Annotated in this window: 13 protein-coding genes and 1 pseudogene; 10 read left to right on the top strand and 4 right to left on the bottom strand. The window is 28.0% G+C overall.

Annotated features, from left to right (window positions below):
- Window positions 1-746: pseudogene (locus T390_RS03865) on the bottom strand (restriction endonuclease subunit S); the annotation flags it as partial.
- 103 nt (window positions 747-849) lie between these two features.
- Here T390_RS03865 and T390_RS0103225 point away from each other — a divergent pair.
- Genes T390_RS0103225 through gatB form a run of 8 tightly spaced genes read left to right on the top strand, consistent with a single transcriptional unit; the run spans window position 850 to window position 7,170 of the window.
- Window positions 850-1,164, top strand: coding sequence for a 4'-phosphopantetheinyl transferase superfamily protein (locus tag T390_RS0103225; protein WP_027335059.1), 315 nt, complete (start codon window positions 850-852; stop codon window positions 1,162-1,164).
- A 1-nt stretch (window position 1,165) separates the two neighbouring features.
- A complete protein-coding gene (locus T390_RS0103220) occupies window positions 1,166-1,897 on the top strand; it encodes a lysophospholipid acyltransferase family protein (RefSeq protein WP_027335058.1) in 732 nt (243 codons plus the stop codon).
- Between the two features lie 9 nt (window positions 1,898-1,906).
- Window positions 1,907-2,668, top strand: coding sequence for a segregation/condensation protein A (locus tag T390_RS0103215; RefSeq protein ID WP_027335057.1), 762 nt, complete (start codon window positions 1,907-1,909; stop codon window positions 2,666-2,668).
- Window positions 2,658-3,236 (top strand): SMC-Scp complex subunit ScpB, encoded by a 579-nt coding sequence (gene scpB, locus T390_RS0103210; protein WP_027335056.1) that lies wholly within the window; start codon window positions 2,658-2,660, stop codon window positions 3,234-3,236. The genes T390_RS0103215 and scpB overlap by 11 nt, the downstream gene beginning before the upstream one ends.
- Before the next feature lie 44 nt (window positions 3,237-3,280).
- Window positions 3,281-4,132 carry an RluA family pseudouridine synthase gene (locus T390_RS0103205; RefSeq protein ID WP_027335055.1) on the top strand — a complete coding sequence of 284 codons (852 nt, stop codon included), beginning with the start codon at window positions 3,281-3,283 and terminating at the stop codon, window positions 4,130-4,132.
- 11 nt (window positions 4,133-4,143) lie between these two features.
- On the top strand, window positions 4,144-4,449 hold the full coding sequence (locus tag T390_RS0103200; protein ID WP_027335054.1) for an Asp-tRNA(Asn)/Glu-tRNA(Gln) amidotransferase subunit GatC: 306 nt from the start codon (window positions 4,144-4,146) through the stop codon (window positions 4,447-4,449).
- Entirely contained in the window at window positions 4,449-5,765 is a 1,317-nt protein-coding gene (locus T390_RS0103195) for an amidase family protein (protein WP_027335053.1), read from the top strand. Before T390_RS0103200 ends, T390_RS0103195 begins: the two co-directional genes overlap by 1 nt.
- A complete protein-coding gene (gene gatB, locus T390_RS0103190) occupies window positions 5,758-7,170 on the top strand; it encodes an Asp-tRNA(Asn)/Glu-tRNA(Gln) amidotransferase subunit GatB (RefSeq protein WP_027335052.1) in 1,413 nt (470 codons plus the stop codon). The genes T390_RS0103195 and gatB overlap by 8 nt, the downstream gene beginning before the upstream one ends.
- Before the next feature lie 31 nt (window positions 7,171-7,201).
- Here the strand turns inward: gatB and T390_RS0103185 are convergent, their stop codons facing one another.
- Window positions 7,202-7,897 (bottom strand): pseudouridine synthase, encoded by a 696-nt coding sequence (locus T390_RS0103185; protein ID WP_235732228.1) that lies wholly within the window; start codon window positions 7,895-7,897, stop codon window positions 7,202-7,204.
- Window positions 7,898-7,970: 73 nt separating this feature from the next.
- Window positions 7,971-9,011, bottom strand: coding sequence for a zinc-dependent alcohol dehydrogenase (locus T390_RS0103180; protein WP_027335050.1), 1,041 nt, complete (start codon window positions 9,009-9,011; stop codon window positions 7,971-7,973).
- A gap of 235 nt (window positions 9,012-9,246) precedes the next feature.
- On the opposite strand from T390_RS0103180, the gene T390_RS0103175 reads away from it, so the two are divergent.
- On the top strand, window positions 9,247-9,978 hold the full coding sequence (locus T390_RS0103175) for a DNA-processing protein DprA (protein ID WP_027335049.1): 732 nt from the start codon (window positions 9,247-9,249) through the stop codon (window positions 9,976-9,978).
- Here T390_RS0103175 and T390_RS0103170 read toward each other — a convergent pair.
- The gene (locus tag T390_RS0103170) at window positions 9,965-10,798 is read right to left on the bottom strand and encodes a Cof-type HAD-IIB family hydrolase (RefSeq protein ID WP_027335048.1); all 834 of its coding nucleotides are present in this window, start codon (window positions 10,796-10,798) and stop codon (window positions 9,965-9,967) included. The two genes, T390_RS0103175 and T390_RS0103170, sit on opposite strands and share 14 nt — an antisense overlap.
- Before the next feature lie 178 nt (window positions 10,799-10,976).
- On the opposite strand from T390_RS0103170, the gene T390_RS0103165 reads away from it, so the two are divergent.
- Entirely contained in the window at window positions 10,977-12,338 is a 1,362-nt protein-coding gene (locus T390_RS0103165; RefSeq protein ID WP_027335047.1) for a YitT family protein, read from the top strand.
- Window positions 12,339-12,650 lie beyond the last annotated feature (312 nt).

The raw sequence follows: 12,650 nt of genomic DNA, 5'->3' as shown, positions 1-12,650 counted from the left end.
ATTGTTATATATGGCTTATTTATAGCCGTTTTATCTGTATAACCTATTTTGCAAAGAGCATCATATAGAGCATATTTACCATTATAATTTGCATCAGAAACATTAAGATTGGAAATAGTATACCTACTAATTTCATTCAATTTAACGACTTTTCATAAATCGTTAAATTGTGAAAACCTAATCTCAGGGACTAATTTTCCTTCTCTTGGAAACATTTTATTAAGTAAAGACTTTTTAACATCTTTTAACTTATCTAAGTTATTAGATGTTTGAGTAATTAAGTTATCTATATTTTTGAAGAATTCACCTATTTTAGATTGTTCTTGGTGATTTAATGTATAAAATGCATTTTGCTCTTTTAAAATACAAAAATGTCTTTTATATCCTTCAGAAAAAGGTTTATTTTTTTCCAATAGATACAATAAATATACCCTAGATAATATGTCAGAATATATAAATTTTATGCCATCACTTCCAATATAAAACGGCGTCAATGGAAGATATAAAGATAGCGTGTGATCACCAAATAAAACAACTTTATTTCAATTCATAAAGGGTTTTCCACTTTTAAAATCAATTACTGGGTTATCACCTTGTTGTAAAACGGGGAACTTAGTTTCAATATTTTTTAAACTTAAATTATTTAGATATTGCGTTTCTAAAATTAGGTCACAAATATATGAATTATTTCAACTATCTACATACCCTTTAAACCTTACCTCAGGTACCATTCTTTTATTACTCATATTAATAAAATAATAACATAATTAAATTTTAGTTAAGTACTACTTAATACATAAATTAAGTTAATAAATTAGTATTTAAAATATAATTTATAATATTAATATTATGATTGGTATAGATATAACAAGATTATCTCGCTTTAAAGATGTTTCTGATGAATTCATTTGCAGATTTTTATCTGAAAATGAAATAGCTGAATTTAATCTAATAAAAGATAATGAAACCTTAAGAATTAAATTTGCAGCAATTCATTGAGCAATTAAAGAAGCTTTATTTAAAGCAGATAATTCTTTAAGTGATTTTAGAAAAATATCTATAACGAAAGTTAATGGTAAGTATGTATTTCAAAATTTTGAAATATCTACAAGTGATGAAGGTGATTTGTTGGTAGCTGTTGTGCTATCTACAAGTAAGGAGTAATATGTTTATTTTAAAAATGATTCTACTATGATGACTATTCTTATGAAGTATGTGAAGGGTAAATGTTTTTGCTAGAAAATATCGTAAAGATCCAAATTACTATCCTCCAATGCAAAGATATAACTGAATGCTTAAAAAAGCTAAGTTATTACTTTGATTCTATGGGGTTAAGGTTAATGTTGAAGGTTATGAAAACTTAGGCAAAGGTCCAGCTATTTTAGCTCCTAATCATAAGTCTAATATGGATCCAATTATTTTGATTTTAGCTTTGCAAAAACAAACAAAAGAAGAAGCTGTTGATCATAAAATTCCAACATTCTTAGCTAAAATTGAACTTAAGAAAAAAATGACAACTCGTAATGCTTTATCATTACTTGATACAGTTTACATTGACAGAAAAAACATCAGGGAAAGTGTAAACTCATTAAAAGAATTTGGTAATTTTGTAAAGCAAAATCTTACTTATGGTGTTGTGTTTCCTGAAGGAACTAGAGTTAAAGAAGATGGCTTAGGTGAATTTCATTCAGGTGCTTTTAAAGTAGCACGTGATAAATATTTACCAGTTATTCCTGTTGCTATTAGTGATACAAGAGATGCTCTAAATCCAAAAAGATTCAAAAGATGCAATATAACTGTTAAATTCTTAAGCCCATTAAAACCAGCAAGCATTCTAACAATGGATGCTAATGTCGTAGCTGAAAAAGTAAAAAATACTATTGAAGCTGCTTTATAGGAGTTTTAAATGAATAAAGAGTTAATTTATTCGAACACAGATAGAAAATACGACATTAAACTTGAAAATTTTGATGGTCCACTTGATTTATTACTTGCATTAGTGCAAGAAAAAAACGTTGACATTATGGATGTTGACGTTGCTGAATTAGCTGTTGCATACTTAAACATAATTCAAAATCTTCAAGAGAATGAAATAGATATTGCTAGTGATTATCTAGTTATGGCCGCAACATTGTTAGCTTTAAAAACTAAGATGCTTCTATTTACTCCTGAAGAAAAACCTGAAATTGAAGAAGATAAAAAAGAACTTCTTAGAAGATTGTACGAATATCAACAAATTAAAGAGATATCAAGCGTTTTAAGAGAACAAGAAGCTTTAAGAAAAGAAATCTTTATTAAGAAACCTAGTAATATAGAAGAGTTTTTAGTTGATGATGATAAATCAGCATTAGATGGATCAAGCAATCCTTTAACACTTATTACAATTTTAAGAAAAATGTTCGAGAGAACATATGCTCAAAAACTAAGAAGAACTAAATTAGAAACCTTTAAACTTACTCCTAAAGATCAAATTCCTTTCATTATGAACTTGTTTGATTCATGTGATAAAGTAACATTTGAAATGATTTTTACACAGCCAACCCTAAATCACTTTGTTATTACTTTAATGGCTGTACTTGATTTAGCTAGAAGACAAATTATCGTTATGAAACAAGATGAACAATTTGGCGAAATAACCTTTGAGAGAGGTCCAGAATATGAAAAATAAAATTTTAGAAGCATTATTATATGTTCAAGGTGATGAAGGATTAACTCCTGAACAAATTAAAGATATTTTTGGTTTGAACACTTTAGCAGAAGCTAGAAAAGTATTAAACGACTTTTTAAAATGATATAACGACCAAGAAACAGCTCTTAAAGTAGTAGTCTTTAATGAAGTTTATAAATTTGCTACAAGAGAAACATACAAAGAATACATTACCAAAATGGTTCAAGTTGTTAAAAAACACCGTCTTTCAAACGCTGCTATTGAAGTTGCTGGAATTATTGCATACAAACAACCTGCGACTCGTTCGATGGTTAATAACATTCGTGGTGTAGCGAGTGATCAAGTAATCAATAGCTTATTAACTAAAGGGGTTATTGAAGAAGTTGGTATTAGCCCAACTCCCGGGAACCCTGTTTTATACGGTATTACAAACAAATTCTATGATTATTTCAAAATTAAATCTCTTGCAGATTTATCTAAGTTAACAGAATTTAACTTCATTGATGGTGTTGAAAACGAAGCAGAAGATTTTAATTTATTTGATAGTCAAAGAATGGATAATAATTAATATTTGGTGCTTTATAAGCACCTTATATTTTTAAATAGGATATTATGTATACACTAAAAACAACAGAAAATGACGCCGGTCGTAAGCTAATTAAATACTTGCAAAGACTTTTTAAAAATGTACCAATATCGCATATTTATAGGATTTTAAGAAAAAAAGATATCAAGATTAATAATAAACGTACTAGTGATGAAAACTATATATTATCTGCTAACGATGAGATCATTATTTATGGTTTGAATGAAAATGATCTAAATTTATATAGCTACAATAATGAATTAGAATTAACTTCAAAAATCATTTATGAAGATGATAATATCTTGATCTTAAATAAACAAGAAAATATTGAGGTTCACGGGAATACTAATTCCTTAGATAATCAAGTTTTAGCTTACTTAAAATATACCCAAGATTCAAGTTTCAAACCTAGTCACGTAGGTAGATTGGACAAAGAAACTAGTGGCCTAATTATTTATGCGAAAAATTATCCTACTGTTGTTGAATTGAACAATAAAATAGGCGAATTTGACAAAATATATAAATTCAAAAGTGATTATAAAGGATCAAATAAATATGTAGAATTCTACATTCATCACGATGAAAAAAACCAAAGAATGGAAGCTACTATAGAGCCATATTATAAAGATGACAAGAAAGCAATAACTTATATTTTTGCTAAAGGAGTTGTTTGATTCGCTAAATTAATTACTGGTAAAAAACATCAAATAAGAGTAGCTTTAAAATACTTAGGTTATCCAATCTATGGCGATAAAAAATATGGTGGTAAATTAGATAAAAGGCTTTATTTACACTCTTATCAGTTAACTTTCAAAAACCTTGCAGGACATTTAGAATACCTAAATGATAAAACATTTTTATGTGATATTAAATGATAGAAAGGACAGTTATGAAACAAATTACTAAAGAAGAATTAAAAACTATTGTTAGGTCTATAGAATTAGAAACAAATGATGCTGTGCTTGAAGATATTTTAAAATTATGAAACCAATTAGGAGCTAGATTAGATCAATTAAATGAATTTGATTTAACTGATGTTAAACCTTTAAGTCATCTATATGAAACTCCTTTTGTTGATTTTCTTAGGGAAGACGTTGTTGATCAAGATTTAGTCAAAATTTCAAAGCAAGACTTATTAAATAACGCTGCTGAACACGATGAAGATTACATTATTACAAATAAGGTGGTTAAATAATGACAATTAAAGAATTAGGTAATTTTAATGAAGCTTTAAAAGAGCTCAAGAATGACCAAAATAACTGTGTAGCAGAGTTATATGAAACAGAAACTAAAACTGCTGAAGGTATTCTTAATAATGCAGTTTTTACAATTAAAGAAAATTACGCAACGAATGATAAACCGTCAAGTGCTTCAAGTAAAATTTTAGAAAACTTCAAACCACATTATAATGCTACTGCTGTTCAAAAATTAATTGATGCGGGTGCTATTAAAGTTGCAAAAGTATATTGTGATGAACTTGCTCTAGGTGGAACTGGAACACATAGTGCTTTTGGTTTAGTAAAAAATCCTTTTGATCCTTCAAGGCTTGCAGGAGGTTCATCAAGTGGTTCAGTTGCTACTTTAACTAAAAATATTTCGTTTGCTTTAGGTTCAGATACAGGTGATTCAGTAAGGCTTCCAGCAAGTTATAATGGAGCAGTTGGTTTTAAACCAAGTTATGGTGCAATTAGCCGTTTTGGTTTATTTGCTTTTGCTTCAAGCTTAGATACAGTTGCATATTTTGCACATAATGTTAATGATATTGCATTAATTTCACAAGTTCTTTATGGTAAAGATAATAAAGATATGACTAGTTTGGATGTTGAAATTAAAAATGTTTCAAAAACTAAACCTGCAAAAATCGGCGTTTTAATGGTAAATGGTTGTGAAGAGTTTGTTAATAAAGAACTACATAAATTAATTCAAAATTTAAAACAAGAAACAGAAGTTGCATTAATTAAATCTGACGAAAAAATTCTTAAAGCTATTAAACCTGTTTATGAAGTTATCTCATTCTCTGAAGCGTCAAGTAATTTAGCTAACTTAAATGGTATTGCCTTTGGAAATAGAAAACAAGGTAATAATTGAGAAGAAATTATGACAAATACTCGTTCAAGTGGTTTTGGAAAAATGGTTCAACTACGTTTGACTTTAGGTTCATACTTCTTGCATTCGGAAAATCAAAAAGAAATGTTTACTAAAGCACAACAAGTTAGAAGAATAATTAAAAATTATTTTGACGAATTGCACTCTAAATATGACGTTTTGATATACCCAGCATACGCTGATGTAGCTCCATTCATTGATTCAAGTCTAAATAAAGACCACGGATATATGGAATATATTTTAACAGGCGGAAATTTAGCTGGTAATCCTTCTATCACTATTCCTTGGATTAAAAAGGATAACTTGTTCGTCAACTTAGCAGTTGATGCGAAAATATATAATGATGAAAAATTACTTTCAAATTCATTATGATTAGAAGAAATTTTAGGAGCAAAAGATGAATAATTTTGAAGTTATTATTGGTATTGAAATTCACCTAGAATTAAATACAAAAACAAAAATGTTTTCTCCTACTGCTAATAATTTTGATGCTGAGCCTAATACAAATGTTAATCAAATTGATTTAGGTTATCCAGGCACATTACCTTTAGTTAATAAAGAAGCTGTTATTTCTGGTGTTAAACTTGCCAAAGCATTAAATATGTCAATTGATAACGAGTTACATTTTGACAGAAAAAATTACTTCTATACTGACTTACCTAAAGGTTTCCAGATAACACAGTTTTATAGACCTATTGGTTCAGAAGGATATTTATTTATAGAAACTCCTACAGGTAAAAAGAAGGTTGAAATTGAGAGAATTCACCTTGAAGAAGATACTGCAAGACAACATCACGATGAATATACTAAATTAGATTACAATAGAGCAGGTGTTCCATTAATTGAAATTGTTTCTCATCCAGTTTTAAGAAGTGCTGATGAAGCAGTTGCATATGTTGATATGATAAGAAGAATAGCTTTAAGTTTAAATATTTCTAGTGCAAAAATGGAGTTAGGTTCATTAAGAGCGGATGTTAATATTTCACTTAGACCTAAAGGATATAGTGGTTTTGGCACAAAAGTTGAAATTAAAAATATGAATAGTTTCAGAGCTATAAAAAATGCCATTGAATATGAAATTGAGTGACAAAAAAATATGATTTTAACTCATAAACCAATTTTGCAACAAACAAAAAGATATGATGAAGCTACCCAAAGTACAGTGTTAATGAGAGTTAAAACAGGTGCAATTGATTATAAATACTTCCCAGAACCTAATATCCCTTTTATTAAATTAAGTAATTCATTTATTAATAATATTAAATTAAATGAATTACCTTGAGAAAAAGAAGAAAGATATAAATCTGAAGAAATTCAAGATATTTATATTAGAAGTTTAGTGAATGACTTAGATTTAGCAAATTATTTTGATTCAATTAATTATCCAGATAGAAATAAATTAAGTAAGTTATTCTTTGCAGAAGTTGTTTCATTATCCAATTCGAAAAATGTACATCCAACACAGTTAAATATAAAACCTAAATACATTGAAGAAGCTATAAAACAGCTTGATTTGGAAAATATATCTGGTAAGTCATTCAAAGCATTAGTGCCTTTACTAGTTGATTTTGATGACGATTTAGTTCAATTAATAAATGATAATAACCTGAATCAAATTAGTGATAAAACAACTATTACTAATTGATTAACTGAAATTATCAATAATAATGAAAATACTGTTTCTGAATATAATGAAAGACCTGAAAGGGTAATGAAGTTTATACTAGGGAATTTAATGAAAGTTTCAGGCGGTAGAGTAAATCCTAATATCGCTAATACTATTTTAGTTGAATTATTAAATAAAAAATAACGAATATCACAATTTTAAAGCGATATTCGTTTTATTTTGCTTCGTTTTTTAATATAGCTAATTCTTCCGCATTAAGTTTTTTAATGTCGCCCAGTTTCATTTTTGAATCAAGACTTAAATTTCCAAATTTAACTCTTTTAAGGTATAGAACAGAATAACCAAACATTCCTAACATCTTCTTAACTTGATGGAATTTACCTTCATAAATTGTTAAAAAACAATGTTTATCATCTATAAATTCATAGTCATATTTAGATATTATGTCATCTTCAATTTTAATATCTGGATGTGTTGTTTTGAATTCTTCAGTAAATTTTTTATCTACTTGTACAAAGTATTTTTTAGGAACGTGATGTTTTGGATTTAATAATTTATGGCAAAGTTCACCATCATTACTTATGATTAGAATTCCTTCGGTATCTTTATCAAGACGTCCATAAGAAAAGTATTTTTCACGATCTAAATTAATTAAATCAAAGATAGTTGGATCATTTTTATCGTAGTTTGCACAAACGTATCCAGCAGGTTTATTAAACATAAAATATTGATATTTTTCATATTTAAGCTGTTCATTATTATATTCAACATAATCGGCCAAAACATCTATTTTAATGGGTTTTTCAATAATTTTGTCATTTACTTTAATTAGCTTTTTGCTAATTATTTTTTTAATTTCACTGCGTGATAATCCTGTGGTATCAGCGATAAATTTTTCTATTCTAATCATTGACATATTTATATATTATATCTTATTTAGGAAATAGAAAATTAGCACCCTAAGGCACTAATTAATAAGAAATTTATTTTCTAAAGTCAATAACTGCACGACCTAAGAATTCACCTTTTTGTAATTTGTCAAAAATGTCTGCAACTTCTTCAAGTCTTACAATCTTTGTAACTTCTGATTTAACTTTTCCTTCAGCAGCATATTCTAATGCCTCTGCTAAATCTTGTCTTGTTCCAACAATAGAACCAGCAATTTCTCTTTCACAAAGAACTGATCAGAAAATTGATACTTTAAAGTCATCTTTTCCTAATTTGTCTTTAGCTGGTAAACCAACTAACACTTGACGCCCTCCACGACGGAGCATTGACATACCTTGTTCAGCAGCACTTGGGTGAACTGATGTATTAACTACAGCGTGAACACCACCACCTGTAACCTTAATAATGTCTTCAATAAAGTTAGGGTTTTTAGCTGAGTTGTATGCGTATTCTGCACCTGATTTAAGAGCTAATTCGCATTTTTCATCGTTTAAGTCAATACCAATTGGACGGTATCCCATCGCTTTAGCATATTGGATTGCTAATTGACCTAAACCACCAACACCAATAACAGCTAAGTAGTTTCCTGGTTTTGTTTTTGCTTGTTTAATAGCTTTATAAGTTGTAACACCTGCACAAACAACTGGTGCACCTGTAATAATGTCTAATTTTTCAGGTACGATTCCTACGAAGTCTTCGTGACCAATTGCATATTCAGCAAATGAACCATCTTTAGTATATGCTGACATATTTTGGTTTGGACATAATGTTTCACGACCTGTTAAACAGAATTCACAGTATCCACAAGCATCGTGCAATCAAGCTAAACAAACTCTGTCTCCTAATTTAAGTCTTGTACATCCTTCACCTAATGCAACAACTTTACCAATACCTTCATGTCCTGGAATAAGAGGGTATTTTGGTTGTACTAATCAGTCATAGTTAGCAGCGTGTAAGTCTGTGTGGCAAATGCCTGATGTTTCCATTTCAATTAATACTTCTTTGTATTTTGGTTTTGGAACATCAACTTCTTTAACGCTTCATGTTTTTGGTTCTGTAACAACAAAAGCTTTCATTTTTGCTGGAATTTGTTTCATTTTAAATCTCCTAGTTCAATAATTTCCTTAATATAAATATGAGTTTTCTTCTCATATAACTTAATTTTATGCTTATTTTTTACACATTGCAACCATTTCCATATTTTGCATATTTGTGGTATGGAAACATTTGCAGACAAAAAATCACTATTTTTCTTAAATTAGTTTTTTATAGGTTTTTCAGCATAAAAAACTCTTTAATCATTGGAGGAATATGAATGATATATTAATTTATTTTTCACATATATTTAATGGAAATAACAAACAAATTTATAGAAGTTTAAAAAGTAGAAAGTCAATTGATGAAAACAAACTTTTAGAAATAAAAGAAAATTTGAGCAAAGAAGGTATTATAGCTGTCACAATTTTTGACGAAAAGTATCCAAAAGAATTAAAGGAATTGAGGTATTCTCCATTTGTTTTATATTGCAAAGGTAACACTGATTTATTAAATAAAGACATTATCTGTTTAACGGGTGAGTATAGCGATGATAAATCATTAATGAATATGCGAAATTTAACGAATGATTTGTCAAAAAAGACTGTTTTATTGACTAATAATTATAAAAATATGGATGAAGAAATAATAGATATTTATAAAAATAATCAAGGAGGAATAATTTATTTATTGCCACATGGAATTAAATATAATGAAGTTAAAATTGATGAAAAAAATGAGTTATTACTAACTCAATATCCTTTAGATAGGCATCCTACATTATTTTATTTTAAGGAGCGTAATGTTTTATTAGCTGCTTTAGCTAAATATTTAATTGTTTTTAGTAGTAAAAAGAACTCAGGCATCATCAATTTAGCTATGAATTTTGCAAACTTAAACAAAGAAGTTTATTGTTTTCCAAGTAATGTTTATGATGATGGAAATACATTTTTGCTTAAATCTGGAGCGAACTTAATGACACATATAGGAGATGTTAATTATTATTAATAATTTGCATTAATTTAATGCCAATTGCATCAGAATTATAATCACCAATGATTTCAGTTGCTACTTCTTTAGCTTCTTTTGTGGCATTGCCCATTGCGAAACTATAATCTGCATGTGTTAACATTTCAACATCATTTCCAGAATCGCCAAAAGCATAAGAAGTTAAAGAACTTAAGTTTTTAGTTTTTAATAAGAACTCTAATCCATGTCATTTAGAAATATTTAAAGGGTTAACATCAGTATAAATTGAATTTGTTAAATAAACAGAATATTTTCCCTTAAAAGCTGTTTTAAAGTGCTCTGTGACTTTTTCTGCTAAACCTTTATAACTTCTAATTGCCATTTGAGTAATTATAGCTTCTGGATTCATAACTGCTTTTTTCATTTCGCTATAGTCTGAAACATTTAATTTTGCTAAGTCCATAATATCTTGTTTTTGGCACCATTCAGGTAATTTACCATCAACACGGGGTACATATGAACCGTTAAAGGTTGTTGTATCAACCGTCATAATTAATTGATTATTTTTAGCAAATTCAAACATTTGTTCAAACGCATCAGAATCTAATTTACCTACAATAATTATTTTCTTGGCTTTAACATCGTAAATTAAAGCACCATTAGAACAGATAAAGTAGTCAAAGTTTTTAAATTCATCAATTAAAGGTAGTACTTTTAGTAGTCCTCTACCAGTATTTAAAACATTAATTCAGCCTTTTTCTTGTACTTTTTCAAGAGCCATTTTTGTATATACATTTATTGTATTATTAGACATTAATAATGTTCCATCAAGGTCGTATGCAAAGATTTTTTTATTCATAATTCTCCATTTCTATAATTTATATTATACATTTAGTAAATAAGTATAATAAACAAAACACTGTTATATTATTTTGATATATCAATCTGTTTGATAGTATGTTTAGTCAAAATTTTAATTTTAAAACTTTGACTATTACTTTTTTAATTAATTTGCACGTTAATATATAATATTAAATATGAAAAATGAAGAAACTCAAACAAATACTAATTTACCTGTTAATAAAAAACTTGAACACAGGAAGTCTGAATTAGAAAAAATGCATGCCAAAAATATGCATTGTTTAGAAAAAGAAGCTAAATGTCATAATGTGAAAGATGTGCAAAATCTAAAACTTGGTCGTTTTACTTATGATAATGACGAAGATAACAAATCTAAAAAAGATGTACGCAATAGAACAATTCTTTTATATGCAAAAAGATTATTTTTTATCTTTATAGCGGCCATAATTTTTAACTTTGGTGTAGTTGCATTCTTAAATCGTGGTGACACTATTCCAAGTGGTTTAAGTGGTTTCCCTATGTTGGCTGTGCTTATTTCAAAAAATAAGGGATATCCACAAGTAGAAAATTACTTTGCTTTAATGTTCTTAGCGGTTAACGTTCCTTTATTTTTAACTTTTGGACTAAAAGAAAAGAAAAGCTTCGTTTTACTAACCTTATCGTTTATGTTATTCCAAATTGTAGTTAACTTATTTTTCACATTAATTCCAGAAGTGAAAAAGTTTATTGCAAACAACATTAATATTGCCCCCGGTTGACATAAACAAATACATATTTTTGACAAAAACGGCATTAAAATAGGCGAATATGAAAATTCAATTAGTTGACCCCTTCTAGTAAATGGTTTCTTAGGTTCATTGTGTGCAGCGGCTGCAATTGCTATTGCTTGAAAAAATGCTGGTTCTACAGGTGGAACTGATATTGTTGCTTACTATTACTCAACTAAAAAACAAAAAAGTGTTGCATCAGTAATTTTTGTAATTAATATGACAGCTACTTGCTTATTCTTAGTTATTTTTGCATTTGCAGCACCACATAAAAAATCATTTGACTTAGGATTATTAAGCGAAGCGTTAATTAATAAAACAGAAACAAATACAAGTGATTTAGGTATTCTAAATATTCAACTTAATGTTAATGCAGATGCTTTACCTGCTTCATACTATAATTCAGTTGCTCCAAGAACTATTATAGGTTTAAGAGAAGTTTCTTCATTCTTATACATCGTTATTAATAATATTGTTCTTAATATAATTTATCCAAAATACAAAAAAGTATCTCTTGAGATCTCATGTAAAAATCCAGATAATGTTATTAAATACTTTAAAGATGTTAAATACTGACACGGATATACTATTTTGAAAGCAAAAAGTGGTTTCACTGGTGCTGACATATATGTGATTTCAACAACTTTATTATTATTAGAAACAAAAAGCATTATTTCGGATCTTAAATCTATTGATCCATCAATTTGAATTGCTATTAAGCCAGTTGATGGCATCCTTGGATCATTTAATACAAAATATGTTGAAGTTTAAAAGCTGGTTTCCCAGCTGCTACATTGTAATTTCAAACGCAACACTTTTAAGAGTATAAAATCTTAAATGTGGGGCGTTTTTTATATTAAAAAAACACCCCAAGGCAAGAAGACATCAAGATTTCATAGCTTGTAATAATGAAAAAAATTAATTATGAAATTAGAGTTAAATTAGAGTTCTTGCTAAGGACTACTATATATAGTATATCAAAAATAGCAGATAATTTAGGGTATAACAGAATTTCAATTCATAGAGAAATTAAGCAAAATTCTACAATTTGAGGTTATATAGCTGAAATAGCTGAATATAAAA

The organism is Mycoplasmopsis felifaucium ATCC 43428 (assembly GCF_000687775.1).
GTDB lineage: Bacteria > Bacillota_I > Bacilli_A > Mycoplasmatales > Metamycoplasmataceae > Mycoplasmopsis > Mycoplasmopsis felifaucium.
Note: the sequence above shows the minus strand (reverse complement) of the source record. Positions and strands in the feature narration are given on the sequence as shown.